This window comes from Brevundimonas sp. TSRC1-1, assembly GCF_049898245.1.
GTDB classification, from domain to species: Bacteria; Pseudomonadota; Alphaproteobacteria; order Caulobacterales; family Caulobacteraceae; genus Brevundimonas; species Brevundimonas mediterranea_A.
Map to the genome: position 1 here is coordinate 317,260 of NZ_JAFCXI010000003.1, position 24,934 is coordinate 342,193.

At 68.0% G+C, this 24,934-nt stretch carries 32 protein-coding genes; 13 read left to right on the forward strand and 19 right to left on the reverse strand.

Annotation, left to right across the window (positions count from 1 at the left end):
* Positions 1-23 precede the first annotated feature (23 nt).
* The 3 genes from ACP7CK_RS11485 (at position 24) to ACP7CK_RS11495 (ending at position 2,768) form a co-directional block, all read left to right on the forward strand.
* Positions 24-320 carry an ATPase, T2SS/T4P/T4SS family gene (locus ACP7CK_RS11485; protein WP_426026062.1) on the forward strand — a complete coding sequence of 99 codons (297 nt, stop codon included), beginning with the start codon at positions 24-26 and terminating at the stop codon, positions 318-320.
* Complete coding sequence (locus ACP7CK_RS11490; protein ID WP_426026063.1) at positions 286-2,130, forward strand: type IV secretory system conjugative DNA transfer family protein; 1,845 nt, start codon at positions 286-288, stop codon at positions 2,128-2,130. Before ACP7CK_RS11485 ends, ACP7CK_RS11490 begins: the two co-directional genes overlap by 35 nt.
* Positions 2,131-2,225: 95 nt before the next feature.
* Entirely contained in the window at positions 2,226-2,768 is a 543-nt protein-coding gene (locus ACP7CK_RS11495; RefSeq protein WP_426026064.1) for an LPD7 domain-containing protein, read from the forward strand.
* Between the two features lie 65 nt (positions 2,769-2,833).
* On the opposite strand, the gene ACP7CK_RS11500 is transcribed toward ACP7CK_RS11495, so the two are convergent.
* The 7 genes from ACP7CK_RS11500 to ACP7CK_RS11530 all read right to left on the reverse strand — a co-directional run bounded on the left by ACP7CK_RS11500 (position 2,834) and on the right by ACP7CK_RS11530 (position 7,892).
* Positions 2,834-3,052, reverse strand: coding sequence for an ammonium transporter family protein (locus ACP7CK_RS11500; RefSeq protein WP_426026065.1), 219 nt, complete (start codon positions 3,050-3,052; stop codon positions 2,834-2,836).
* A gap of 10 nt (positions 3,053-3,062) precedes the next feature.
* Positions 3,063-3,446 (reverse strand): copper resistance CopC family protein, encoded by a 384-nt coding sequence (locus ACP7CK_RS11505; protein ID WP_426026066.1) that lies wholly within the window; start codon positions 3,444-3,446, stop codon positions 3,063-3,065.
* 17 nt (positions 3,447-3,463) lie between these two features.
* Positions 3,464-4,660 carry a copper resistance protein B gene (locus ACP7CK_RS11510; RefSeq protein WP_426026067.1) on the reverse strand — a complete coding sequence of 399 codons (1,197 nt, stop codon included), beginning with the start codon at positions 4,658-4,660 and terminating at the stop codon, positions 3,464-3,466.
* Entirely contained in the window at positions 4,657-6,468 is a 1,812-nt protein-coding gene (locus ACP7CK_RS11515) for a copper resistance system multicopper oxidase (RefSeq protein ID WP_426026068.1), read from the reverse strand. The genes ACP7CK_RS11510 and ACP7CK_RS11515 overlap by 4 nt, the downstream gene beginning before the upstream one ends.
* A 129-nt stretch (positions 6,469-6,597) precedes the next feature.
* Positions 6,598-7,167, reverse strand: coding sequence for an RNA polymerase sigma factor (locus tag ACP7CK_RS11520; protein WP_426026069.1), 570 nt, complete (start codon positions 7,165-7,167; stop codon positions 6,598-6,600).
* A gap of 9 nt (positions 7,168-7,176) precedes the next feature.
* Positions 7,177-7,617 carry a Spy/CpxP family protein refolding chaperone gene (locus ACP7CK_RS11525; RefSeq protein WP_426026070.1) on the reverse strand — a complete coding sequence of 147 codons (441 nt, stop codon included), beginning with the start codon at positions 7,615-7,617 and terminating at the stop codon, positions 7,177-7,179.
* Positions 7,614-7,892 (reverse strand): hypothetical protein, encoded by a 279-nt coding sequence (locus tag ACP7CK_RS11530; protein ID WP_426026071.1) that lies wholly within the window; start codon positions 7,890-7,892, stop codon positions 7,614-7,616. Before ACP7CK_RS11530 ends, ACP7CK_RS11525 begins: the two co-directional genes overlap by 4 nt.
* 129 nt (positions 7,893-8,021) lie before the next feature.
* On the opposite strand from ACP7CK_RS11530, the gene ACP7CK_RS11535 reads away from it, so the two are divergent.
* The 3 genes from ACP7CK_RS11535 to ACP7CK_RS11545 are packed head-to-tail and all read left to right on the forward strand — an operon-like array spanning position 8,022 to position 10,188.
* A complete protein-coding gene (locus ACP7CK_RS11535) occupies positions 8,022-9,176 on the forward strand; it encodes an acyltransferase family protein (protein ID WP_426026072.1) in 1,155 nt (384 codons plus the stop codon).
* Complete coding sequence (locus ACP7CK_RS11540) at positions 9,173-9,649, forward strand: DUF411 domain-containing protein (protein ID WP_426026073.1); 477 nt, start codon at positions 9,173-9,175, stop codon at positions 9,647-9,649. The genes ACP7CK_RS11535 and ACP7CK_RS11540 overlap by 4 nt, the downstream gene beginning before the upstream one ends.
* Positions 9,650-9,696: 47 nt before the next feature.
* A complete protein-coding gene (locus ACP7CK_RS11545) occupies positions 9,697-10,188 on the forward strand; it encodes a YybH family protein (protein WP_426026074.1) in 492 nt (163 codons plus the stop codon).
* 98 nt (positions 10,189-10,286) lie between these two features.
* Here ACP7CK_RS11545 and ACP7CK_RS11550 read toward each other — a convergent pair whose 3' ends face one another.
* The 5 genes from ACP7CK_RS11550 to ACP7CK_RS11570 all read right to left on the reverse strand — a co-directional run bounded on the left by ACP7CK_RS11550 (position 10,287) and on the right by ACP7CK_RS11570 (position 12,475).
* Positions 10,287-10,433: a hypothetical protein gene (locus ACP7CK_RS11550; protein WP_426026075.1), complete on the reverse strand. Its 147-nt coding sequence runs from the start codon at positions 10,431-10,433 to the stop codon at positions 10,287-10,289.
* Between the two features lie 48 nt (positions 10,434-10,481).
* Entirely contained in the window at positions 10,482-10,814 is a 333-nt protein-coding gene (locus ACP7CK_RS11555) for a hypothetical protein (protein ID WP_426026076.1), read from the reverse strand.
* Between the two features lie 73 nt (positions 10,815-10,887).
* Entirely contained in the window at positions 10,888-11,802 is a 915-nt protein-coding gene (gene copD / locus ACP7CK_RS11560; protein WP_426026077.1) for a copper homeostasis membrane protein CopD, read from the reverse strand.
* 4 nt (positions 11,803-11,806) lie between these two features.
* Positions 11,807-12,169, reverse strand: coding sequence for a copper homeostasis periplasmic binding protein CopC (gene copC, locus ACP7CK_RS11565; RefSeq protein WP_426026078.1), 363 nt, complete (start codon positions 12,167-12,169; stop codon positions 11,807-11,809).
* Between the two features lie 114 nt (positions 12,170-12,283).
* A complete protein-coding gene (locus tag ACP7CK_RS11570) occupies positions 12,284-12,475 on the reverse strand; it encodes a heavy-metal-associated domain-containing protein (RefSeq protein ID WP_426026079.1) in 192 nt (63 codons plus the stop codon).
* A 199-nt stretch (positions 12,476-12,674) separates the two neighbouring features.
* Between ACP7CK_RS11570 and ACP7CK_RS11575 the strand changes: the two genes are divergently transcribed.
* Positions 12,675-13,106 (forward strand): DUF4396 domain-containing protein, encoded by a 432-nt coding sequence (locus ACP7CK_RS11575; RefSeq protein ID WP_426026080.1) that lies wholly within the window; start codon positions 12,675-12,677, stop codon positions 13,104-13,106.
* Between the two features lie 56 nt (positions 13,107-13,162).
* Here the strand turns inward: ACP7CK_RS11575 and ACP7CK_RS11580 are convergent, their stop codons facing one another.
* The 3 genes from ACP7CK_RS11580 to ACP7CK_RS11590 all read right to left on the reverse strand — a co-directional run bounded on the left by ACP7CK_RS11580 (position 13,163) and on the right by ACP7CK_RS11590 (position 14,609).
* Positions 13,163-13,537 carry a YkvA family protein gene (locus ACP7CK_RS11580; protein WP_426026081.1) on the reverse strand — a complete coding sequence of 125 codons (375 nt, stop codon included), beginning with the start codon at positions 13,535-13,537 and terminating at the stop codon, positions 13,163-13,165.
* Positions 13,538-13,616: 79 nt separating this feature from the next.
* Positions 13,617-14,063, reverse strand: coding sequence for a DUF305 domain-containing protein (locus tag ACP7CK_RS11585; protein ID WP_426026082.1), 447 nt, complete (start codon positions 14,061-14,063; stop codon positions 13,617-13,619).
* Positions 14,064-14,156: 93 nt separating this feature from the next.
* Positions 14,157-14,609 (reverse strand): DUF305 domain-containing protein, encoded by a 453-nt coding sequence (locus ACP7CK_RS11590; RefSeq protein WP_426026083.1) that lies wholly within the window; start codon positions 14,607-14,609, stop codon positions 14,157-14,159.
* Positions 14,610-14,733: 124 nt separating this feature from the next.
* On the opposite strand from ACP7CK_RS11590, the gene ACP7CK_RS11595 reads away from it, so the two are divergent.
* Together ACP7CK_RS11595 and cueR are read left to right on the forward strand one after the other, a co-directional pair.
* Positions 14,734-17,217: a heavy metal translocating P-type ATPase gene (locus tag ACP7CK_RS11595; protein WP_426026084.1), complete on the forward strand. Its 2,484-nt coding sequence runs from the start codon at positions 14,734-14,736 to the stop codon at positions 17,215-17,217.
* On the forward strand, positions 17,214-17,666 hold the full coding sequence (gene cueR, locus ACP7CK_RS11600; RefSeq protein ID WP_426026085.1) for a Cu(I)-responsive transcriptional regulator: 453 nt from the start codon (positions 17,214-17,216) through the stop codon (positions 17,664-17,666). The genes ACP7CK_RS11595 and cueR overlap by 4 nt, the downstream gene beginning before the upstream one ends.
* A 37-nt stretch (positions 17,667-17,703) precedes the next feature.
* On the opposite strand, the gene ACP7CK_RS11605 is transcribed toward cueR, so the two are convergent.
* Together ACP7CK_RS11605 and mobC are read right to left on the reverse strand one after the other, a co-directional pair.
* Positions 17,704-18,741 carry a relaxase/mobilization nuclease domain-containing protein gene (locus ACP7CK_RS11605; RefSeq protein WP_426026086.1) on the reverse strand — a complete coding sequence of 346 codons (1,038 nt, stop codon included), beginning with the start codon at positions 18,739-18,741 and terminating at the stop codon, positions 17,704-17,706.
* The gene (mobC, locus tag ACP7CK_RS11610; RefSeq protein WP_426026087.1) at positions 18,738-19,259 is read right to left on the reverse strand and encodes a plasmid mobilization relaxosome protein MobC; all 522 of its coding nucleotides are present in this window, start codon (positions 19,257-19,259) and stop codon (positions 18,738-18,740) included. Before mobC ends, ACP7CK_RS11605 begins: the two co-directional genes overlap by 4 nt.
* Positions 19,260-19,585: 326 nt before the next feature.
* On the opposite strand from mobC, the gene ACP7CK_RS11615 reads away from it, so the two are divergent.
* Entirely contained in the window at positions 19,586-20,713 is a 1,128-nt protein-coding gene (locus ACP7CK_RS11615) for a hypothetical protein (RefSeq protein WP_419756248.1), read from the forward strand.
* 36 nt (positions 20,714-20,749) lie between these two features.
* Here ACP7CK_RS11615 and ACP7CK_RS11620 read toward each other — a convergent pair whose 3' ends face one another.
* Together ACP7CK_RS11620 and ACP7CK_RS11625 are read right to left on the reverse strand one after the other, a co-directional pair.
* Complete coding sequence (locus ACP7CK_RS11620; protein ID WP_419756249.1) at positions 20,750-21,634, reverse strand: ArdC family protein; 885 nt, start codon at positions 21,632-21,634, stop codon at positions 20,750-20,752.
* 66 nt (positions 21,635-21,700) lie between these two features.
* Positions 21,701-21,997, reverse strand: a complete 297-nt coding sequence (locus tag ACP7CK_RS11625) for a DUF736 domain-containing protein (protein ID WP_419756250.1) — start codon at positions 21,995-21,997, stop codon at positions 21,701-21,703.
* A 497-nt stretch (positions 21,998-22,494) separates the two neighbouring features.
* Between ACP7CK_RS11625 and ACP7CK_RS11630 the strand changes: the two genes are divergently transcribed.
* From ACP7CK_RS11630 to ACP7CK_RS11640, 3 genes are read left to right on the forward strand one after another with little or no spacing between them, the layout of a single operon-like run.
* Positions 22,495-22,851: a PepSY domain-containing protein gene (locus tag ACP7CK_RS11630; RefSeq protein ID WP_419756251.1), complete on the forward strand. Its 357-nt coding sequence runs from the start codon at positions 22,495-22,497 to the stop codon at positions 22,849-22,851.
* 52 nt (positions 22,852-22,903) lie between these two features.
* Complete coding sequence (locus tag ACP7CK_RS11635; protein WP_419756252.1) at positions 22,904-23,581, forward strand: response regulator transcription factor; 678 nt, start codon at positions 22,904-22,906, stop codon at positions 23,579-23,581.
* Positions 23,574-24,929, forward strand: a complete 1,356-nt coding sequence (locus ACP7CK_RS11640; protein ID WP_419756253.1) for a sensor histidine kinase — start codon at positions 23,574-23,576, stop codon at positions 24,927-24,929. Before ACP7CK_RS11635 ends, ACP7CK_RS11640 begins: the two co-directional genes overlap by 8 nt.
* The last annotated feature ends 5 nt before the right edge of the window (positions 24,930-24,934 follow it).

Below are 24,934 nucleotides of genomic sequence, written 5' to 3' on the forward strand. Positions count from 1 at the left end.
GCACAGCCAAGGCGACGGCCTCGATGCGGGTGCGCACCCGCAATTTGGAACAGGCCTTTTCGAGATATCTGCGCAACGTCAACTCCGGCCATCCGGGTTCGATCACCACGGTCCATGCGGATTCGGCGGCCCTGGCCTTTGAACAATTGACCTTGCTGGTGAGAGAATCCGAAGGCGGACGCGACCTGCCGCGCGAGGACATCCGGGCTCTGCTCCATCTGCTCGTCGATGTGGTCGTGCAGATGAAGAAGGTCGACGGCCGATTTCGGATGACGGAGGTCTGGCATGACCCGCTTCGAAAGCGCCGGCCCGGGCGCTAGGGCGGCGGTGATCGCCGCCGTCGTCCTCTTCCTCCTGGGCGTCACCGCCATCGGCGCCACGGCCATCGCCCTGATCGGCCTGGGCCGGTTCTCGGGCGACATCGAGCCCGCCCGGATTCCCGCCTGGTTCCTCTATTACCGGCACGATCCCGAGGTGCGCCGCTGGCTCGCGATCGGCGCCGCCTCGACCAGCCTGTTCACCCTGGTCCTGTCCGCCGCGGTTGCGCTCAATCGTCGTCGCCCGCTCCATGGCGCCGCGCGCTGGGCGTCCGCTTCGGAACAGCGCCGTGCCGGCCTGCGTGCGCGACAGGGCGTGATCCTCGGCCGGACCGGCGACGGTTTGCTGATCGCGGATGGGCCTCACCACGTCATGCTTTACGCGCCGACCCGCACCGGCAAGGGCGTCGGAGTGGTGATCCCCAACCTGCTGGCCTGGCCCGGATCGGTGGTCGTGCTGGACATCAAGCGGGAGAACTACGCGGCCAGCGCCGGCTATCGCGCCGAGGCCGGTCAGCGCGTCCTGCTGTTCGATCCCCTGGCCCCCGGCGGCGGCGGCGCCCGCTTCAATCCCCTCGGTCATATCGACCGGAGCGACCCGATCGAGGTCCTGGACGAACTACAGCGCATGTCGGCGATGCTGTTCACCGGCAGCGATCACGCCGATCCCTTCTGGTCCGAGGCCGCTCGGACGGGCTTCATCGGCGTCGGCGCCTTCGTCGCCGAGACCTCCGAGCGGCCCTTCACGCTCGGCGAGATCTATCGCCAGCTCACCGAGGGCGATCCCCGCTTGCGGTTCCCCGGATTGATCGAGGACCGGCGGCGCCAGGGCCGGCCGTTGTCCGCCGGCTGCGTGTCCGCCCTCACGGATTTCTGCGCCTCCAGCGAAAACACTTTCGCCTCGGTGCGCCAGTCGATCACCAGCCGCATGGGCCTGTGGCTGAACCCCGCGGTCGATGCGGCGACCAGCGCCAGCGATTTCGACCTCAGGACAGTGCGTCAGGGACGACTGTCGCTCTACCTCGGCGCCTCCCCCGACAATCTGCTGCGGGTCGCGCCGCTCTACGCCCTGCTGTTCCAGCAACTCGTCGATCTCAATAGCCGCGCCCTCCCCGGTCCCGCCGACGCGCCCGTCCTCGTCCTGCTCGACGAATTCGCCCGGCTCGGACATGCGCCGGTGCTGGCCCACGCCTTCGCCTGGGTCGCCGGCTACGGCCTGCGTTTGCTTCCGGTGATCCAGAGCCCCTCCCAGCTCCGTGCCCTCTACGGCCCCGACCTCACCGAGGAAATCCTGACCAACTGCGCCGTCGAGATCGTCTTCGCGCCCAAGGAGTTGAAGGTCGCCCAGGATCTCAGCGAACGGCTCGGCTACTATACCTACGGCGCCCGTAGCCGGAGCCGGCCAAGCGGGCTCGCGCAGGGGCGGCGGAGTCATACGGATTCCGATCAGCGCCGCGCCCTGATGCTGCCGCAGGAACTGATGCAACTGCCCGCCGACAGGCTCATCGTGCTGAAAGCCGGGCTGCCGCCGGTCCGCGCCCGCAAGATCGTCTACTACCGCGAACGCGCGTTCATGGACCGGCTTCGGCCGGCGCCGATGATTTCGTCCGCGCCTTGGCCCACGCTCCCGCCCCCGTCACCGCCGACGGAACCCGAGTTGGACTTCGACAGCCTCGCCCTGGCCCTCGCCGCTGAAGGACTTCCCCCGCCGTCGGCCGACGCATCCGAGGCGGTGTTCGGCGACTGGATCGATCGGATGATCGACACCGCCGCGCCGTCCGTCGGCGAACTCGTGGAGGCGCGTGACCGCTGATGGAGGACCAGAAGCAAGACCGCCCCGATCAGAACCGGGTCGCACCGGCGGCCGGCCCGGACGCGCCGCGCCCGCGATCGACCGAGAAAGGCGACATGCCGCCCGCCCTGCTCGACCGCTATCTGGTGGAGCGCGACCGACAAGGCCGCGCCGAACGATTCTTCCGCGATCACCGGGCCCAGGAGCCGATGTTCAGCGACAAGGGGCGATCCCTGATCGCCACTCAGGCCTATCCGGACGCCGTGGCCGACATGCTCAAGGTGGCCCGGCATCGGGGCTGGTCGAAGATCCGGGTGGCGGGGGACGAAGCGTTCCGGCGAGAGGTCTGGATCCAGGCCCAGGCGCTCGGACTGGACGTGACCGGATATCGTCCGAGACAACGCGACCGCCAGGCCGGCGGCGATTCCCCGGACCGCAAGAGGGAGACGGCTTCGCCCGCCCCCGTTCGCGTCGGTCGAGCTTTGGACGATCGGTTGAGAACGGCCTCCACCGTCGTTCGCGCGCTCGTGGCCGATCCCGAAGCGCAAGGCCGTCTGATCGAGCGCGCCTGGGCGCGCGCGGCGACCCATCTGGAGCGAATGCGTCGGCCGCCGGACAGGGAGGCCGGCCGACGCCGAGATCAGGGTCGCGACCGCTGACCGGCGGAATCCGGCAGCGTTCCGGAGCGACGGGCCTCGCCGCCCCGGAAGGACCGAAGGTCTTGTCAGCCCTGAGGCGCGGGCGCCGGCGCGGCCGGAGCGTCATCGGACGGTTCGGCCGCAGGCGCCGTCGGGTCCTGAGCCGGCCGCATCTCGTCACAGCATTTCATCTCGGCGTCGGCCGCCATGTCCTTGCAGCACTCGCAGCCTTCGGCGGCGAGCGCCGCGCCGGCGCTCAGGACGAAGGCCGCGCCGGCGGCGGCCATCAGGTTGGAAATTCTCATCTTCGCTCTCCTAGTGGACCATGAAGCTGACGGAGCCGGACATCTTGTGACCATCCGGGCCTTCGGCGGTCCAGGCGGCAGTGTAGGTCCCGGGCGCGAGGCGCGGCAAGGCCACGCTGACGGTGGCGGCGGCGGGCGCGGCGGGCGCGGTCACCGCGACCGGGGCCTGGCCCTCGGCGGTGAGCGTCACGGTCTTCAAGATCATCGCGTGCGGGAAGGTGACGCTGAAGCGTTCGGGCGAGCCGGAGGTCATGGCGCCGTCGGCCGGGACGGTGGTGATGCCCGATTGAGGCGCGGCCGCCTGGGCCGGCATGGCGTGGCCGGCGTGCGGATCCTGGGCGGCGGCGCCGCCGGCGAACGCCAGGGCGGCGGTGAGGACGAGCGTGCGGATCATGGGGTGGTCTCCTTGGGTTAGAACCAGGCCTTGAGGCCGATGACGAAACGGACGTCGTCAGCCTCGCCGCCTCGGGCTTCGATGTAGTCGGCGGTGTCGCCGAACGCGCGGCTCCACTCGACGCCGACGTAGGGAGCGAACTCCTTGCGGAATTCGTAGCGCAGCCGCAGGCCCGCCTCGATCGAGGAGAGGCCCGAACCGATCTCCAGTTCCGGAATGTCGCTGGCCGAAGCGTCGATTTCGAGGCGCGGCTGGAGGATCAGGCGCTGCGTGATGCGCTGGTCGTATTCAGCCTCGACGCGGGCGGTCAGGTCGCCCTCGGTCGACAGGAAGGCGGCGGCGTCAATCTCCCACCAGTAGGGCGCGAGCCCCTGGAGGCCGAGGACGAGATGCGTCGTGTCCTCGCCGTCGGGGCGGAAGTCCTGGCGGACGCCGGCTTGTAGGTCCCAGAAAGGCGTCACGGCGCGGCTGTAGAGGGCCTGGAGTTCGGCTTGCTCCAGACCGCCGCCGAAGTCACCTTCGCCTTCCGACTTCCACCAGAAGCGGTTTATGTCGCCGCCGGTCCAGCCCTGGACGTCCCAGAGATAGCTCTCGCCATCGTCGCCGAAGCCCGCCTCGAGGCGGTCGATGATGACGGCCGTCGTGCGGACGTCGCCGTTCTCGCGAACGAGGGTCTGGCGGGCGGCGGCCATAGCGTCCGCGCCGAAGACGAGGTCCGCGGCATGGATCGGGCTGCTCAGGGCGGCGGCCGGAAGCGGGTCTTCCGGAGGACGGCCGGGATTGTCGGCGCTGGTCGGCGCATCCGGCGGCCCCATGCTCATGGTCGACATGTCATGCCCGGCGTGGGGATCGGCGGCCTGAGCGGGAGCCATGGCGGACATGTCGTGGCCTGCGTGCGGATCGGACGGCGCCACCGGCTGCATCGTCGACATGTCGTGACCCGCATGGGGATCAACGGGCGCGGCCTGGGCCGGCATCTGATGGCCGGCGTGAGGGTCGGCGGCCGGCGGCGTCTGCGCGGGCGGCATGACATGACCCGCGTGCGGGTCCTGCGCGGGCGGCCGAGCGGGCGCCTGCGGCGTGGGAGCCGGAGCGGGCGCGAGTCGCGCCGACGCCGGCGGCATTGTGTGACCCGCGTGCGGGTCCTGGGCCTGGGCGCTGAAGGCGCTGGCGGCGAGGATCAGCGGCGCGAGGGCGACGGCGAGGCGGTTCATGACGCGGCTCCGTCCATGGGCCGCACCGTCACGACGTTGAACATCCCGGCGTGCATGTGCATCAGCATATGGCAGTGGAAGGCCCAGTCGCCGGGCGCGTCAGCGGTCAGGTCGAAGGTCACCTTGCCGCCCGGCGCCACGTTGACGGTGTGCTTCAACGGCTGATGCCCAGCCGGGCCGCCGGTCACCAGTTCGAAGAAGTGGCCGTGCAGGTGGATGGGGTGGGCCATCATGGTGTCGTTCACCAGGGTCACCCGCACCCGCTCATCCCGCTCGAAGCGGATCGGTTCGACCAGCTCGCTGAACTTGCGGCCGTCGAAGCCCCACATGAACCGTTCCATATTGCCGGTCAGGTGGATTTCCATTGTCCGCGACGGCGGGCGCTGGTCCTTGTTGGGCTGGAGCGACACCAGATCGGTGTAGACGAGCACGCGGTGATCGACGTCCGTCAGGCCGATGGGACGCTCGCCCAGCCGGTTCGCCGGGTCCATGGCGATCGCATCGACGCCCACGCCGACCGCCATGTCCGGCGGGGCGTTTTCGGGATCGCGCATGTTCATCCCGGCCATCGACATCCCGGCCATGTCGCCGGCCGGCGCCGCCCCTTGCCCTGGCGTTCCATGGTCCATGCCCGCCATCGCGCCGTGATCCATCCCGGACATGCCGCCCATTGAGCCGTGATCCATTCCCCCCATGCCCATGTCGCGCATGGTCAAGTTCGGCACCTCGCGCAGGGGCGGCACCTCGGCGGTCATGCCCAGGCGCGGCGCCAGGGTCGCCCGCCCCATGCCGGACCGGTCGATAGCCTCGGAGACGATGGTGTAGGCGCGGTCCTCGGTCGGCTGGACGATCACGTCATAGGTCTCGGCCACCGAAATCTGGAACTCGTCGGTCTCGACCGGGCGCACGTTCTCGCCGTCCGCCTGGACCACGGTCATGGGCAGGCCGGGGATGCGGATGTTGAAGATGGACATGGCCGAGGCGTTGATGATGCGCAGCCGCACCCGCTCGCCGGGCCGGAACAGGCCGGTCCAGTTCTCCTGCGGTCCGTGGCCATTGATCAGATAGGTGTAGGTCGAGCCGTTGACGTCGAGAATGTCGCGCGGGTCCATCCGCATCTCGCCCCACATGCGCCGCTCCTCCAGGCTCATCCGGTCCTCGCCCGAGATGAGGCCCGCGAGCGTGGTGCGCTGCTGGTTGAAGTAGCCGGGACTCTTCTTCAGCTTGGACAGGATTTCGTGCGGATGCATGAAACTCCAGTCCGACAGGACCAGCACATGCTCTCGGTCGTAAGCGACGGGATCGGCGCCCGCCGGGTCGATGACGATCGGACCGTAATGGCCCATCGCTTCCTGAAGGTTGGAGTGGCTGTGATACCAGAAGGTGCCCGACTGCTTGATCGGGAACTCGTAGACGAAGGTCTCGCGGGCCTTGATGCCGGGAAAGCTGATGCCCGGCACCCCGTCCATCTGGAATGGAACCAGCAGGCCGTGCCAGTGGATCGAGGTGTCCTCGTCCAGGCTGTTGGTCACGGACAGTCGGACGTTCTGGCCCTCCCGCAGACGCAGCAGCGGCGCCGGCAGCACGCCGTTGATGGTCACCGCATGGCCGGTGCGTCCCCCGACCGTGAAGGGCGAGTGGCCCACGGTGAGGTCGACGTTCGGTCCCGTCAGCGTCGGCAGGTCCGACCGCAGGCCCGTCGATCCCGTCTGCGCCCAGGCGGGCAGCAGGCCCTGCAGTCCCAGCAGGCCGCCGCCGGCGGCGGCGCCTCGGAGGAGCGTTCGGCGATCAAAGTGCGCGGTCGACATAAGCGAGAAGTTCCTTGGCCGGCTATTCAGCCGTTCGTTCAGATACGCATCCGGGCGGCGCATCCCTTGCGTCAGGTCGCCACAGCCGGTCAGGCTCGCGACCTTGTGCACCTTCCCATCATGGCAAGGTCAAGCGTCTTCACCCGGCTTCCGCGCCAAGGCTTCGCCCAGCTTCTTGCGGGCGCGAGCGATGCGGGTCTCCACGGCCTTGGGCGTGAGGCCCAGGATGGCGGCGATCTCGGCGTGAGGCCGCCCTTCAAGCGCGGCGAGCAGAAGCGGCGCCTTCAGGGCGTCGGGCAAGTCGGACAATGCGCGCTGCAGAGCCTCGGCCCGGCGCTGGTCGTCCAGCCGGGTCTCCGGCGCAGGGGTCGCGTCCCCCACCGCCGTCGCCTCGGGCGCATCCAGACCCATGACCCCGCGCACGACGCGGCGGACCGCGCGCCGACGGCTCCAGTCGCGACATTTGTTCAGGGCGATCGAGCGCAGCCAGACCTCGAACGGCCGAGCCGGATCGTATCGCCGCAGGGCGAGCCAGGCGGACGCATAGGCTTCCTGAAGCACGTCGTGCGCCTCGGCCTCGTCGCCGACGTAACGGCGCACGAACCGGTAGAGGTCGGCCTTGGTGGCGGTCATCAGGGCGGTGAAGGCGGCCCGGTCTCCACCCGCCGCGCGGACCTCTATGCTCTCCTCGGCCCCCACGCGCCGCGCTTAGCCGGCGTCGTCGCGCAGGGCGTCGACGACCGCCGCGTCGAACACCTCGGCCTGGGCCGGGGTCAGCACGGATCGCATCTCGAAGACATGGGTGATGGTGGCCTTCTGGAGATCGCCCATGGCCGCGTGGAAATGATCAACCGCCGCCTGGACCTGCGGCGTGTCGCCGTCGCTGGCGGCGATGGCGGCGGCCAGTTCGCGATTGGCGGCCCGGACCTCGGCCTCCAGCGCGGGTCGCTGAGCGGCGAAGCGGGCTTCGATGACGTCGAGCCGACGATCCTGCTCCGCGCTCAGATCGAGTTGTTCATGGACGACGCTGTGCAGGCTGGGCGGCTGCCTCTCCCGCATGACCCAGGTCGCGCTCGCCCAGGTCGCCGCACCGCTGGCGAGCGCGGCGAGGATCGCGGTGAGGACGATGGATTTCCAGCCCGCCCTCATCCCCGGACATCCAGGCCGGAGAGCGGCGACAGGCCGGCCGACACCGTGAAGATCCGCATTTCCGATGGCTCGGGCCGAGGCGCCAGGAGCATCAGGCCGCCGTTGGCGACGCCGATCACCAGCGCCAGGGCCACGGCGGCGACCCGGACCTGACCCATGCGGGTACGGTCCCTGCGCTCACCGATACGCGCCCAGACCGCGTCTTCGACGCCGGCGAGCCGCGCGGTGTCGCCCGGCGCGACCGCTCCGATCAGTCTTTCCATATCGTCAGTCATCGCGCACCTGCGTCACGCCCCCTCTGCCATACGCGCGGGCTTCAGTTTCCCCTCATGAGGGGACGGGCCGGCGCCCGCGTAGATACCAGAGAACGACCGGGACAGCCGCGTCGTCCGTGGGGGATCGATGTGAGCGACAGGTCAGGCCCCCAGCGGGTCCCCTTTCCGGACGTGCTCGATCCGCTCACCGGCGTGCGGTTCTTCCTCGCGCTCGGCGTCGTGCTGTTTCACTTCCAGCTCTACTGGACCTTGCCGGCGGAGAGCGCCGGCCTGTTGAACCGGGCCCGGCTGGGTGTGGACGTCTTTTTCATCCTGTCGGGCTTCATCCTGACGCACGTCTATCTGCAGGGGGACGAGGCGCCGCACTACAGGCGGTTCCTGGCGGCGCGGTTCGCGCGGATCTATCCCGCTCACCTGTTCATTCTCCTGGCCATGCTGGGACTCGTGCTCATCGCCCCCCTGTTCGGGGTCGGCCTAGAGCCGGGCCGGTTCAATTCCCCCGACTTCGCCGGCACCCTGCTGCTGGTCCAGGCGTGGTTTCCGCGCGAGACCCTGGCCTTGTGGAACGGACCGGCCTGGTCGCTGTCCGCGGAGTGGTTCGCCTATCTGGCCTTCCCCGCCTACGCCGCCCTTGCGCTGCATCTGCGGGCCAGACCGTGGGTCCTGATCGCGCTCGCGATGATGCTGTTCGTGGCGCTCGACGCCTTTTACCGCGCCCAGTTCGGACGGGTTCTGCCTCGGGCCGAGGACAGTCTGGGCATCCTGCGCATCGCCCCGGAATTCCTCTACGGCATAGGTCTCTACTACCTCGGCCAACGCTGGACCCCTTCGCCGCGCGTGGCCGTCATGGGCGCCTGGGGAACCACGGCTGCGCTGCTTGGTCTCATGCAGATCGGCGCCGACGACCGCATCATCGTGGCGGCGGCTGGCCCCTTCATTCTGGCGCTCGCGTTGTTGGCCAAGGCCCCTGGTCGGACTTTCCTGTCCCACCCCGTCGCCTTGTTTGTGGGCGAGGCCTCGTTCGCCCTCTATCTCGTCCACATCCCCATCCTGATGGTGTGGCGCAACGCGGCGCAGGCGTTCGCCGGTTGGCCCGGCGACTACCGGATGGGGGTGGGCGAGCTGACCGCCCTGCTGGTGTTGACGCTCGCCGCCGCCGCCGCCATCCATGTCTTCGTCGAGCAGCCGGGCCGCCGCTGGCTCCGGGAACGGATGGCGCCGCAGCGCGCCGACCCTGTCGAAGCCAGACGATCCGTTCACAGCGATCAGGGAGAACCCTTTTGAACCCCGCCAACCTGAACCGTCGCCTGCTGCTGGGCGCGGCCGTTTTCATCGGCATAGGCGGAACCGCGTGCGCGCAGACGCCGCGGTCGAGGAACCTGACGGTCTTCAAGACGCCAACGTGCGCCTGCTGCGACGCCTGGATCGCGCACATGCGCCAGGCGGGCTTCAGCGCCACCATCACGGTTCTTCCGAGCCTCCAGTCGGTCCGGAGCAGTCGAGGACTGCCGGACGCGCTGGCGTCCTGTCACACCGGGTTGATCGATGGTTATCTGGTCGAAGGTCATGTGCCCGCCCAGGACGTCATCCGCCTGCTGGCTGAGCGACCGACAGCGATCGGTATCGCCGTGCCGGCCATGCCGCTCGGTTCTCCCGGCATGGAGACACCGCAGGGGCACAAAGAGCCTTACGACACTCTGCTGGTGCTTCGGTCGGGCGCGACCCGCGTGTTCGCTCGCCACAACCAGCCGACCTGACACACCGCGCTCAGCCCATTCAGATCACCCACAAACCGGAGCCTGCAATGTCCCGCACATCCCTTGTCCTCGCCCTGTCGTTCGCCGTGCTTTCCGCGACGCCCGCCTTCGCCCAGGACCACGCCCACGGCCCCGACCACGCCGCGGGCTCGGTCGCCGCTGAAGCAGCGGACGCGGCCACCGCCGTCGACGCCTTCCACGCCGCGCTCAAGGCCGGCGACACGGCCGCCGCTCTGACGTTTCTGGCGCCGGACGTGATGATCTTCGAAGAAGGCGGCGCGGAGCGGTCGCGCGAGGAATACGCGTCCCATCACCTGGGTTCGGACGCCGCCTTCGCCGCCGCGTCGGAGGCGACCGTGGCCCGGCGGTCGGGCTGGGCCGACGGCGATGTCGCCTGGGTCACCAGCGAGGGCCGCACGACGGGCCGGTTCAACGGCCGCACCGTGGATCGCCTGACCACCGAGACCATGGTGCTGAAGCGGCACGCCGAGGGCTGGCGCATCCACCACATTCACTGGTCGTCGCGCGCGCCCGGTTAACGGTTCCAGGATCCTGAGCAGAAGACCAACTGGTTCTCCCTGGGGAATCCGGAAGCCAAGACGCCCGCCCTCGCAGGCGGGCGTCCCTGATCAAGCGATCAGCAGCAGGTGCAGGCTTCTGCGCACGCCGCGATGGCGTCGCAGCACGCGCATACGGCCTGGGCCACGGCGTCCGGCGCAGCCGCGAAGGCGGCGGAACCGGAAGCCAGCAGCACCAGGGTTGCAATGGTGAGAGTGCGTTTCATGGTTTTGATCTCTGTTTGATTTGAACGAAGTTGGTCTTCAGAACAGGATCAAGTTCGTGGAGGAGGGTCGTCCGCCTCGAGGCTGAAGTCGGCGTGTCGCGCATCGAGCGATGGATAGCGGACGGACGAATAGCTGCGCGCGGGCGTTGAACCGCCGCCTTGCGGGATGAGGCTTTGGCAGAAGACCAGACAGGCCTTCTGGCACGCGACCTTTACGGCCTTCGGCTGGCACGGGGCGCCGTCGTCGTTCATCGACATGGACATCATGTCCTGATCGACCGGGGCTTCGCACGCTATCGAAGCGGTAGACACGAACAAAACCGCCAGCGCCGCGAGGAGCGCAGCCGTCAGCGGGAAAAGATCATGGCGCAGGAACGACATCGTCCTGATCATACCTCGAACACGCCGGAGAGCGACAATCTTCCCAAGGTTGGCCCGGAATCGCCGACAACCGTCACAGAGACGCCGGGGGCGGTAGGGTTCCCATAGCCGCGACGACAGCCAGGAGCGCCAGGCCTAATCCCGTTTCGAGCAGCAGGCTTCGCCTCAGATCGCGCATAGCGGCGGCGGATGGTTCGCCCGCCTGAACGGCCGAGCCCAGCGCCGGGGTCAACCGAAACCGGTTGCTGGCCGCAAGCGCGAGCATCAGTCCGAACAGGATGAGTTTGGCGATCAGAAGCTGGCCGTAGAGGCCGGTTCCCAGGTCTCCGACGCGCGCAGGGCCGACAAGGAACCAACTGTTCACGAGACCGGTCAGCACCAGCAGGGCGACGGCCAGCGTCCCCAGGCCGGCGAAGCCGTGCAGGGCGCGATGGATCACGATATCGTCCGGCGCGGCCCGGCGCACCAGCAGGATCGTCAGGGCCGCCAAGGCTCCCAGCCACAACGCGGCGGCGATCGCGTGAACGATGTCTGCGCCGAGATGGAGAAGCCCGCCGGGGCCTTCGGTGGCCGCGCCATGACCGGTCCAGGCGAAGCTCCCGGCCACGATCAAGCCTGCCGACGCCGTCAGGCCCCAGAGCATCCGACTCGGTTTCATCGCGATGACCATGACAAGGCTGAGAACGGCGATGACCGCCCGAACGACCATGGCCACGCCCAGGGCCGTGCCGGTGATCATGAAGGACAGAGACGCGGGTTTGACCGCTTCGTTCAGCGACCCGGCCATGACGGCGGTCTGGGCCACCAGCGCGGCGAGCGACGCGAGCGCGACGACGAACGCCGCGACGATCAACGTCGGACGCGTCCAGGCGAGGTTCGGGCCGTCAGCGCCCCTGAAGCTGAAGAGCAGGAACAGCGGCATGCCGAGAAGGACCACGGCACCGCTGTATTGAAGCCAGCGGAGCACAATGACCGCGACCTCGAGCACGGCGTCAGCGCACCGAGAAGGTGTAGGACCCCGTCATGCGGTGGCCGTCGCTCGACGCGATGCGCCAGTCGACGCGGTAGGCGCCGGCAGCCAGCGGGCGGGTCAGGGCACCCGTCAGGGTCTTGCCGTCCTCGGCGACCGAGGTTCGGATCGCGACCTTCTCCCCCGCCGCATTGACGACGTCGAAGCCGGAAAAGGCGGGCACCGTGCGCTCGCTGAAGGTCAGGGTGACCGTCCGCGTCGCGGCCACGGTCGCGTTGGGCGCCGGCGTCGCGCTGACCAGCCTGGCGTGGGCCGCCGCCGGTCCAGCGGCGAAGGCCACGGCCGCCGCCACGGCGATGAACGGCGCGGGATTGAAGTGACGCATACTCAGTCTCCAGACGTTGGCCGATCCCGGCCTTCTGCTTCTTTACGCGCCTCACGGGCGCTCCCCTCATGAAGGACGATCGCGGCCGATCCAAGGACCGGCCGCGACACTCGTTCAGGCGACGCCGTAGCCGGCTTGCTCGATCGCCGCCCGGACGCGGCCCTCGTCGGCGTCGCCTTCCACCCGCAACGTCCCCGTAGCGACCTCGATCTCCATCCGGGCCGTGGGCGCCACCTCCAGCACGGCGGCCCTCACGGTCGCGGCGCAGCCGCCGCAGGTCATCCGTTCAACCTTCAACTCGATCATCGTCATCTCCTTTGTCGATCGACGATGAGGCAGGTGGGGTTTCCCAGCATGGCAAGGTCAAGGGGCGAACGGCATGCTTGACCTTGCCATGCTGGGAAGGTGCAGAAGGAACGGCAGGAGCGACATGATGAACCATAATCACGACCCCCAAGCGCAAGATGCCGCGCCCGACGAGCAGGCGCGCGCCCATGGCGTTTCATTGAACCGCCTAGCCTTCACCGCGACGCTGCATTGCCTTTCGGGCTGCGCCGTCGGCGAAGTGCTGGGAATGATCATCGGAACGGCGCTCGGATGGAGCGCCCTGTCGACCATCGGCCTTGCCGTGGGGCTGGCCTTCGTCTTTGGCTACGCCTTCACTATGGTCCCGCTGTTGCGGGCGGGTCTGGCGTTCGGGGCGGTTCTGAAGCTGGCTTTGGCGGCCGACACGGTCTCGATCGCCATCATGGAGATCGTCGATAACGCCATCATGCTGGTCATCCCCGGGGCGATGGACGCCCATGTGGACTCGCCGCTGTTCTGGGGCAGCCTCGGAGCCGCGCTCCTGATCGCAGGCGCCGCCGCCTTCCCCGTCAATCGTTGGCTGATCTCGCGGGGCAAGGGCCATGCCGTGGTCCACGCCCATCACCACTGAATGAGCGCAATTGGCTTCACGGACCGCGACGCCTTCGAGGCAGCGATCGGGGCAATTCAGAGGAACAGGTTCTGGAGAGCCCACCCACACGCCGCCGCGGCGGCGACCCACAGTGCGGCGATGACGCCCGCGGCGGCGAGACTCCGGGGTCGAGCGGCTTGATCAGAGGCCAAACGGCGAAACTCCGCCATCAGGGGATCCGGTATGAGCCGTATCGCCGCTGCTATGCCGAGGGGCACGATGATTAGATCGTCCAGGTAGCCAAGCACCGGAATGAAGTCCGGAATCAGATCGATCGGGCTGAGCGCGTAGGCCGCGACCGCACCGGCGATCAGCTTGGCCGCCAAAGGCGTCCGCTTGTCTCTCGCCGCAAACCAGAGGGCGGTGACATCGCGTTTGATCCCACGCGCCCATGCAGCCAGGGTCTTCATGCGACGGTTCACCGACGATCTCCGCTAACGGGACAATTCGCAACGCGCGGCATAGCAGAAGACCTTAGGACACGCGCGTTCAGAGCCGGTCCAGTATCGACTGCATCTGATTGATCTCACGCTTCTGCGCCTCGACGATCTCTCCGCAGAGCGGGACGATTTCGGGGTCCGTGAGCGAGGCCTGCTCGCACATCAGGATCGCGCCGGAGTGATGGGGGATCATGCCCCGGATCAGCTCCTTGTCGCCAATCGCCGCCTGAGTGCGCATGGCGTAGAAGCTGGCGGCGAAGACCACAACGGCCCCGAGACCAATCATCCAGTTGACGCGCTTGTTCTGATACATGGAGCGCATCAACACGAGCATGAGGACGGTCATCGGCGCGACCATCATCAGCGTCATGTAGACGTTGTTCAGGTTGAAGTAGAAATGATCCAGCGTCGCGATCATCGTGTACATCACCAGATACATGATGATGAAATCGAGGATCAGCTCGAGCGCCAAGTTCCGGTAGCTGTGGCCGTGCATGTCGTTTCCTCCAGGGGCCCCGAGCCTCAGGTCGGGCCGCCCCCATGCAAATACGCGCGGGAGGCGCCGATCCCGCGCGTTTCACAGGGACGATCAGCTCGCGGGTTGGGCTGGGGCCGGCATGTCGCCCGCCCCGCCGGCGCGGTGAGCTGTGACCCATTCCTCCAACATCGGGATCTCCCGGCCCTGGTCCGCGATGGTCTTCTCGGCCATGCGGCGCAGGGCGGGGTCGGGGTTTTCACGCAGCACGACCTGGGACATCTCAATCGCGCCGCGATGATGCTCGATCATCTTCAGGGCGTAGGTCTCCTGAACATCCGACCCGGCGGCCTGCATCATGCCTTGGTGCATCTTGTTCTCGGACGGACTGAAGGGCGTCTGCGGACCGGCCATTGGTTCGCCCGCCATGCCGCCCGGCATCTCTGAGGTCGCAGCCGTCTCGGTCCCGCTGTCCGCCGCCGTTTCGGCGTTCTCGGCCGGCGTACAGGCCATCAGCAGTGCAGACAGGGCGACGCCGGCAAGGCCCGGCTTAAGGGTGATCGACATCTTGGCTCTCCATCGGTGAAGTCCAACCAACAGCCTTGCGCGCACGCCGTTCCAAAAAGGCGCTTGACCCTCCCATGACTGGAACCTTCATCAAGGGCGGGACTTCGATTTGGAGACCGTCCCTATGACCGCCACAACCCTGCGAACCCTCGACATCCCCGTGCTCGGCATGACCTGCGCCAGCTGCGTCGGGCGAGTCGAAAAGGCGATCCGCGCCGCGCCCGGCGTGAAGAGCGCCATGGTGAACCTCGCCGCCGAACGCGCGCGGGTGGAACTGGACGACGCTGGCTCCGCGCAGGCGGTGACCCAGGCGATCCGCTCCGCCGGCTACGAGCCGATCGAACACACCCTCGAGCTGAAGATCAGCGGCATGACCTGCGCCAGCTGCGTCGGCCGGGTGGAACGCGCCCTGAAGGCCGCCCCCGGCGTTGTGGACGCCAGCGTCAACCTGGCCACCGAGCGCGCCACCGTCCGGGTGCTGGAAGGCGCCGCAGATGCCCGCGCTCTGACAGAAGCCGTGGCCAAGGCGGGCTACACCGCCGAGGCGGCGTCCGCGCCGGACGCGACCAGCGAGGATCGCGAACAGGCCTTGCGCGCCGCCGAAATCCGCGGTCTCGGCCGCGCCGTCGCCATCGCGGGCGCGGCCACCCTGCCGTTGTTCGTCATCGAGATGGGGCTGCATTTCATTCCCGGCGCCCACGGCTGGCTGATGGACTCCATCGGCATGACGCCCTGGCGGATCATCAGCTTCCTGCTGGCGACCTTCGTGCTCTTCGTGCCGGGTCTGCGCTTCTATCGGAAAGGCGTGCCGAACCTCGTCAGGCTGACGCCGGACATGAATTCGCTGGTCGTGCTGGGCGCCACCGCCGCCTGGGCCTTCTCCACCGTCGCCACCTTCACGCCGCAGTGGCTGCCCGCCGGCACGGCGAACGTCTATTTCGAGGCGGCGGCGGTGATCGTCACCCTGATCCTGGTCGGCCGCTGGTTCGAAGCGCGCGCGAAGGGCCAGACCAGCCAAGCCATTCGCCGCCTGATGACGCTTCAGGCCAAGACGGCGCGCGTGGAGCGGGATGGATCGGAGATTGAACTGCCGATCGATCAGGTCACGCCCGGCGACGTGATCGTCGTCCGGCCGGGCGAACGCATTCCGGTCGATGGCTCGGTGCTGTCGGGAGCCTCGTTCGTCGATGAGTCCATGCTGACCGGCGAGCCAATTCCTGTCGAGAAGATCGAGGGCACCAAGGTCGTCGGCGGCACGATCAACACCACCGGCGCCTTCCGCTTCCGCGCCGAGAAGGTGGGGTCCGAGACCGTGCTGGCCCAGATCGTTCGCATGGTCGAGACGGCGCAGGGGGCGAAGCTACCGATCCAGGCGCTGGTCGATAAGGTCACCGGCTGGTTCGTTCCGGCCGTCATCGCCATCGCTGTGCTGACCTTCGGAGTCTGGCTGGTGTTCGGCCCGCAGCCGGCGCTCGGCTTCGCCCTCGTCAACGCGGTCGCGGTGCTGATCATCGCCTGCCCCTGCGCCATGGGGTTGGCGACGCCGACCTCGATCATGGTCGGGACCGGCCGCGCCGCAGAACTCGGTATCCTGTTCCGCAAAGGCGAGGCGCTTCAAGCGCTCCAGGGCGTCGAAGTCGTCGCTTTCGACAAGACGGGCACGCTGACCGAAGGGCGGCCGAAACTGACCGACCTCACCGTCGCCGAGGGCTTCGCCGAGGACGAGGTGTTGAGTCTGGTCGCCGCGCTGGAGACCCGTTCGGAGCACCCCATCGCCCGTGCCATCATCCAGGCCGCCGAGACACGGGGACTGCCCGTGCCGGAACTCGAAACCTTCTCGTCGCGCCCCGGTTTCGGCGCTGAAGGCCGGGTCGCCGGCCGCTCGGTTCAGGTCGGTGCCGACCGCCTGATGCGAGGTCTCGGCCACGACCTGTCCGCTTTCGCCGATCAGGCCGAGCGGCTCGGCGAAGAAGGCAAGAGCCCCCTCTATGCGGCCATCGACGGCCGCCTCGCCGCCATCATCGCCGTCGCCGACCCCATCAAGCCGACCACGCCCGCCGCCATCGCCGCGATCCACGCGCTGGGGCTCAAGGTGGCGATGGTCACCGGCGACAACCGCCGGACCGCCGAGGCCGTGGCCCGACGCCTGGGCATCGACGAGGTGCGCGCCGAGGTTCTGCCGGACGGCAAGGTCGAGGCCGTCCGCGCCCTTCAGGCCGGCGGACGACGCGTCGCCTTCGTTGGCGACGGCGTCAATGACGCCCCGGCTCTGGCGGCGGCCGATGTCGGGCTCGCCGTCGGCGGCGGCACGGACGTCGCCATCGAGAGCGCGGATGTGGTCCTGACCGGAGGCGACCTCCGTGGAGCGGTAAACGCCATCGCCCTGTCGCGCGCCACGATGCGCAACATCCGCCAGAACCTGGTCTGGGCGTTCGGCTACAACGTCGTGCTGATCCCGGTCGCGGCGGGTCTGCTGTTCCCGCTGTTCGGCTGGCTGCTGTCACCCATGCTGGCCGCCGGCGCCATGGCCCTGTCCAGCGTCAGCGTCCTGACCAACGCGCTGCGTCTGCGCGGCTTCAAGACCCGCTTCGAAGGAGCCCATCCATGAACATCGGCCAGGCCTCCAGGGCGACGGGCGTATCGAGCAAGATGATCCGCTACTACGAATCCGTCGGCCTGATCCGGCCCGCGGACCGGACCGAGAGCAACTACCGGGACTTCTCGGACCGGGACGTGAACGAGTTGAGGTTTATCCGCCGGGCGCGAAACCTGGGCTTTTCTGTCGAGGAGATCACCCACCTGCTGTCGCTCTGGCGCGACCGGGAGCGCCCCAGCCGGGACGTGAAGGCCATCGCCGAAAAACATGTCGCCGACCTCGACGCCCGGATCGCCGAGATGTCCGCCATGGCCGACACCCTGCGCGACCTGGCACGTTGCTGCGCCGGCGACGACCGGCCGGACTGTCCGATCCTCACCGACCTGGCCGCCCCACACGCGGCGCCGGGTCCCGCTCCGACGAAGACGCGACGCGGCTCGAAACCTGCTGCTTCCTCGTGACCCCTTTCAACCCGGCCCGATCTGTAGCCGTTGACGCTTAGCGTCGACGCCCCGCCGATCGATCGGGCGGCCCGGTCGGAGGACGGGCGGGGTCCTTCCCGAGCCGCGCCTGCTCAAGCTGACGCTCGATCTGTTGTCCTTGGGTCTGGACGGGCGGCATGTCGCGCACGAACTGCTCGATCCGGCGGCCCAGTGCCTGGTCCTCGGCGCGGCCGGACCGGGCCAGCCTGAGCGCTTCGGCGACAAAGGCGCGTCGGACCGCCAGCTGCCGGTCCCAGATCGGTTCGAGCCAGGCCGCGCCACGACCGTCCTGTCTTGCGGCCTCGCGATAGGCGCTCGCCAGCACCGTGGGGATTTCGCCCGTCCCCGCGACGAACCGCTCGCGCAGTTTGCGCACGGGGAGGCGCTCGGCCTTCCTGACCACGCCCCGCGCTCGACGCGGGGTCGCCTCGGCTTCAACGCCCCTCGCCCGAAGCGCCCCTGCGAACCTGTCCCGCCAGACCTGCAGATCGGCCTTGCGCGGGTTCAGCCGTTCGCCGTCCCGCCCCAGCGCCCGCACGGTCAGATGCACATGAGGGTGACGGTCGTCGGTGTGGAGTGCGAACACATAGGGATGGCGGCCGCCGAAGGTCTGGTCGGCGAAGGCGCGGGCCGCGTCCTGCACCCGGAAGGGGTCGGTCCCCGCCGGCATGCTCAACACGATCGACAGGGAGACCGGCGAATCCCGTCGCTGCCTCGGATCGACGGAGAGCTCCGCCGTCCAGTCCTCCGCCAGCGTCCGGACCGCGGCCCGACCCTCCAGCCGTTCGCCGTCCGCCCCCTCAAGGACGAGCTTGCCGTTGCGCGAGATGTAGTCGAGGTGACGCAGCAGGTGACCCCCGTCACGCGTCCGGCCCGTGATCTTGACCATCGCCTCCGGCGTCCGGCGCACGACCCGCATCAGCCGCGCGCGCGTTCCCGGCGCCGGCCCGGCGGTGGGCCCGCCCAGCAAGGCGGCGGTGATCCGCGCACGGCGAAGATCGACGGGCGGACGCAAGGCCTCCTCGAACCCGAACGGCGTCCGGAAATCCGTCACGCCGTGGCCGACCAGTAAATGAGGTTGCCGTCGAAGGCCTCGCGCAGACCCGTTATATGGGCCCGGATTTCGTCGGCGAAGGCCGCCAGCTGCGCCGTCTCCAAGTCAAGCACCGTCCCTTCCATCACCGCCGTGTTCAGGGCGCGGGCGATCTGGTTGACGTTGACGCCAATCCGCCGGAGTTCGCGCTGGACCTCTATGAAGGCCAAGGCCTCCGGCCGGGCGAACTGGGGCCTGCCGTGAAGGCGCCGGCGGATCAACGCCGCGGACCATTGGGTGCGCGACAGGCCCACGCTCGCCGCCTCCGTCTCCAGCAGGGCCAGGTCCATCTCGCCCAGACGAAGGGTCAGCTTGCCCGACTTGCCCCCGGGCGGCGGAATCTCGAGCCCGGGAAGAGACGCCTGCGCGGCGCCTTCCATGAGGCTGCGCAGAAATCTCGACCGGCCGCCACGTCCCGCCGCTACGGCGTCGAAACGGCGGGCCAGATCGGGCGAGAGGCGAAGGGTGAGGCGGTCCATCAGTCGAGAGCTTTGTCAGACATTGCCGGCGCAAAGCCTATCCTGCCCTAGACCGTCATCCCCCTCGCCCCGTAGAGCTCCGGTGCTGCCCGCCCTCCCCTCGGCGGCCGTTCACGTCCGCTCGCCCGCCGCCCTTTCGGGCGCCCCAGCCTGGCGGGTCGCTCGCGTTCCCCCGTTGATTCCGCCAGGTTGAACACGCCCCGAGGCCCAACGGCGGAACGCGAGCGCATCCGGCTGCGGACTTCGCAAAGACCTGCCGAGCCAAGCGAGAATCATCCCATCAGAAGGCGTACCGGAGCCTTGCCGAACTGCGCAGAGGGCTGACCATGCACCCGACAGAACCGGCTGAACGAGAGCCCATCGACGTCAACGCGATGCGGCTTCCCTCCATCGTCCGAAACGACCTCCATCGGGCGGACGTCGCCTACGTCCTTCACTACGACGAAACCAACAACATCCGGCGACTGCATCTGGAGACCAACGCCTTCAACGTGCCGGTCCTGAACTGCTGGGTGCTCGGCGGGTTCGCGCGGCGGGATGCGACGCCGGTCGACCTGGGTCGATTGCGAGAACGCGCGCGGATTCACCCCAACGCCGAGGAGCTCAAGTTCGCGCTGTTCGGCAAGGGCGACTTTCCGACCGTATTGGGTGCGCGGAAGCTGGAAGTGTTTCTCGAGTGGGCGCTCGAGGAAGAACTCCTGGTCCACTACCTCGCGCTCGATCCCTTTTACTGGTCTGTCGTTGATGTCGTGGACTCGGTGCTGGCCGCCGGCGAGATGCCCGGCGGCTTCGACGAGACCCTGAAGTCGGATCTCTCAACCGTACTCCGAGCCGACCGCTCTCGGACCGCAGCTCTGATGGCGCGGTTCGACTACCCCGACCTTCTTCCGGAGAACCGCCACGCCTTCATGACCGCGCTGATCGAGTTCGCGAGCGACTACTCCGATGACCTCGATCCGTTCAGCTATCAGATGCTCCGGGGTCTCCTTCAGATGGGGCGCCACAACCCGTTGCCCTTCATCGAGGGTGGGACGCCGCGGGTTCTGATCGACGGCTTCAGGGATTTCTTCCTCGAGCGGATCTGCATCCTGAAGAACGCCAGCCACATCTTCGACGCCGAGGACGTCGTCTCCAACGAACTCGCCGCTCTAACCTTGACCGACCAAGGGGCGCCGTTCTGCAACTACCGTTTTGTTCTGCGCTCGCACGACGAGCCGGGGGTTCAGATTTCGGATGTTCTGGTCGGCCTGCTGGGACGTTTCTTCAGCTGGGTATCGGAGAGTACGGCGGAGGACGTCCTGGACCTGAAGGCTAACCTGTCGCGGGCACAGGCGCGAAACCGTGAGCGCCTAATCCGCCTTCTCGAGGCCAGTTACGCGGAGAACGCGGCGTTCACCCATACGATCGTCAGCCTTGCGGATCGTCACAAGGCCGCGCTCTTCCTCGACTTCTGAGCAGACGGGCCGGCCGTTGGCCGGCCCGCCTGGCGATCAGCACTGCAGTCCGCGCAGGTGATCGACGGCTTTTTGAGCGTGAGACGCCGCCGAGACGATGAAGCGCTTGTCGTCTTTCAGAACCTGAAGCCAGTTGGCGATATAGGCCGCATGGTCCTCCCGCGGTTCGAGGGTCAGGCCAAGATCTGCGCAGAGGAAGGCGGCGCCCAGCTCAGCGACCAGTTCCTCGCGCGCATAGGCCGGATCGCCGAAGCGCTGGCGTCCGAAGTCCCTATCAAGGCGTGTGGCATGCCGCGTCCAGTGCGTCATCTCGTGCCCCAGCGTGCTATAGTAGCCGTCAGCGCTCTCGAAGCATTCGAACGGCGGCATCTGCACATAGTCCGGACCGGGCGCGTAGTAGGCGCAGCCGCCGCCGTGACGGACCTCCGCGCCGCAGTTTTCAAAGAAGGCGTCGATGCGGGCGATCCGTTCGTCCGGATTGATGATGAGCGTTTCCGACGCGCCGTAGCGATCCGGCAGGTCTTCGATCTGATCGACGTTGAAGACTGTGTAGGCCTTGAGGAAGGGGATGCGTCGCTCGACCTCGTCGCCGGTTTGATCTTCGCCGTCTCGGACGATCTGGCTGGCGTAGACCACCATCGCGCCGTGTTCGCCTTTTCGGACGTGAGCGCCGAGCGCCAGCGCCTGCCGGAACGTCATCCAGGTGGATCGGCTGTAGCCGCGATCGGCGGCTTCGGCCCAGAGCAGAACGACGTTGATGCCGTTATAGGGCGTCCCGTCATGACGCAGGGGGCGGCTGACGGAGGCGCCGGCTTTCCAAGGCTGGGTCCAGGGCCGGACGCCGGCTTCGAGCTGGGCGATGATCTGGTTGGTGATGCGGCTGTAGAGATCGCGACGTGAGGGTTCGGTGGGGCGCGACATGGCGGCCTCCTTGAAATGGATTTGAGAAGAAGGCGGCGGCGCTGGCTCAGCGCCGCCGCGGCCCGGTCAGCGGGACCAGATCAGGCTTTGTCCGCCGTCGATCTCGACCAGCGAGGCGTAGATCGGGGCCGGGAAGCTGGGATCGTCGAGCTTGACCGACAGGTAGTCGCGGTTCTGCTGGCTCGTCTTCTTCCAGGCGGCGCCGAACTCGGTCTGGCCGGAGAAGATGCGGTAGTCGGGGGCCTTGTCGTCGGTCTTCTCATTGGCCCGGAGCTGGGCCGCCTTGACGTTGAGGGTCAGGGTCTTGATCGAACCGCTGTAGCTGCCGTCCGCTTGCTGGGTGAAGGTGCCGATGGTGGCCATGGTCGTCTCTCCTTTTCTGTCGAGCCACGCCTGCCGCGGCCTCGATGGCGATCGACGGACCGGGAGACGGGCGACCCGCAGGTCGGAGCGCCGCAGGCGAGAGAGACCCCGCAGCGCGAGCGGAGGACCGGCAGGGGCGTGTTTCTTGGCTTGCGCGAGGAGGCCGAAGGCCGGGGAAGAAACTCGCTTCGGCCGGTTGCGGAAGACGCCCGGCTTTCGGTCAGATCAAGCCCTTCGAGAGGCCGCGCCGGCTGGCGCCGCCAACACGGACGACGACGGAAGCCTCGCTCTCACCCAGCCTCAGACGGCCGCCTCACGCGTAGACCCGGCCTAAACTTCTGCGGGCAAACAAGGCAAGTATCCGACGAAACCTCCAGATCCGTCTCGGCTGGGCGAAGGCTTGGCGTCAGCAAGGATTAACGCTCCCGCGAGGCTGGGCGAAGGTTCGTCTGGCTAAGGTGTCGATGCGTCCAACCCGGACGCTGTGGAGAAAGACGATGAAGCGCAAGATCGTAATCGGCCTGTCAGCCGCGGCTCTGGTCACAACCCTGGCGGTCGGCGGCGTCGCTCTCGCCGGCGCAACGCAGACCTCCGAAGACCAAGATGAGGGCCGGGAAATCGCGGCCGCCCTCGCCGCTCGCGTGTCTCTGGCGGACGCGGTGTCCATCGCTGAACGGCAAGGCGGCGGCAAGGCGCTCGAGGCCGCCTTCGATGATGAAACCGGCAATCGGTGGGAGATCGAGCTGGCCCAAAACGGGCGCGTGGTCGGCTACACGGTTGACATGAGCTCCGGCGCCGTCTCGCCTGCTGCGGCGGAAGCCGAGGACGGCGAAGGTCCGGAAGACGAGGATTGAACCGGAAAGACCTCGCCCGGCCCGCCGGGCGAGGGGCTCCTGGAGTGGAAAAGTGAAAATCCTCTTGATCGAAGATGACGCCGAAGCCGCTCAATTCGCGGCGCGCGGTCTCAAGGAAGCGGGACATATCGTCGATGTGGCCGGACGCGCCGACGACGGCGAGCACCTGGCGCTTGAGGGGCACTATGACGTGTTCATCGTCGATCGCATGCTGCCAGGCGGAGACGGCTTGAGCATTGTCAAGCGCGCCCGCGCGGCGGGCGTCTCGACGCCGACCCTCTTCCTCACCGCGATGAGCGGCGTCGGAGACCGCGTCGATGGACTTGAGGCAGGCGGAGACGACTACCTGGTCAAGCCTTACGCCTTCAGCGAGTTGCTGGCCCGCGTCAACGCCCTCGGCCGCCGTGCGCCCGCGTTGGACATGCGCGACAAACTGCGAACCGGCGACATTGAAATCGATCTGGGCTCCCGAACGGCGCGGCGGAACGGCGTCGATCTCGAGCTGACGCCTCAGGAGTATCGTCTGCTCGAATTTCTTGTGCGGCACGCGGGTCTCGTCGTGACGCGGGAAATGCTGCTGCAGAAGGTCTGGGGATTCGATTTCGAACCCCGCGCCAATCTCATCGACGCCCATATGAGCCGCTTGCGCGCCAAGGTGGACAAACCCTTCGGCCAGGAACGCATCCAGACCGCCAGAGGCACCGGCTATCGGCTGACCGACATTGACTAGGGCTTTCCGTTCCGTCGCGTTCCGGCTGGCGCTGGTCTATGCGATCGTCTTCGCGCTCGGCGGAGGGGCGCTTTGGGCCACCTTCGACTTCGCGGTGGGCCGCTACGCGGCCGACGCCCTCACCGCTGATCTCAGAACGGAGACGCAGGTTCTGCTCGCCGAGGACGGCGGCGCCGATCAGGCGGCGTTGATCCGAAAGGTTCAGGCTCGAAGCCGTCTCGCGGGCCCCTTCGTCTACAGCGTGACGGACGCGCAAGGCCGCCGGTTGGCGGGGCAACTTCCCGACGGTCTGATGCCCCGGCGCGGTCTCGACGAAATCCAGCTGCCCCATCCGGAAGACGACGGCGGCGACGTCGAGGAAATCCCGGTCAAAACCCTGACGACCGACCTGCCGGACGGCGTGCTCGTCGTCGGCAAGTCGACCTATGCTCTCCACGAACTGGAAGAGCTGATCCATCAGCTTGGGATCTGGGCCGTCGCGGGACTCGCCCTGGTCGCGGGTTTGGCGGGCGCCGCCGCGGGCGGCCTGCTCGGCTCCCGGCTCAACCGGATCAACCGGGCGGCGGCGCGAATCATGGAAGGGCGGCGCGGCGAACGCGTGCCCTCGGTCGGTCTCGGCCTCGAGCTGGAAATCGTCCGGGGCAACCTCAACGCCCTGCTCGACTGGCAGGAGAAGGCCCTCGACGCCCTGCGCCATGTGTCGACAGATATCGCGCATGATCTGCGAACACCGCTGAATCGCCTGCGCCAACGGCTGGATCGCGCCCAGACGGACGCGATTGAGGATCGGGTGCCGATCTCGACGGTCTCGGCCGCCATCACCGATCTCGATCAGGTGCTCGAAACCTTCTCGGCGCTACTCCGGATCGGCCAACTTGAGGGAGGCGCCGGCCGCAGCCACTTCCAGCCCGTGAAGCTGGAGCGGGTTATCGAGCGCGTCTTCGACGCCTACCTGCCGGTCAGCGAGGAGAGTGGACATCTGTTGACGCGGGTCGTGGACAGCGACGCGGAAGTCATGGGCGATCCCGAGCTGCTCGTGCAGCTCCTCACCAATCTCGTCGACAACGCCTTGGCGCATTCGGGACCAGGCAGCCGGATCCAGATCGAGGCCTACGAGGACGACCGAAAAGTGGTCCTGGCGGTCCGGGACTCGGGATGCGGCGTCCCCGAGGATGAACTGGGACGCCTGACGCGCCGCTTCCATCGGCTCGATAGCAGCCGGCACATGCCGGGACAGGGTCTCGGCCTCTCCCTCGTCGCGGCGATCACGGCGCTCCACGAAGGCGAACTCATGATAGGGTCCAACCATCCAGGGTTGGCGGTGCGCGTGGCGCTCCCGACGCTATGAGGGGA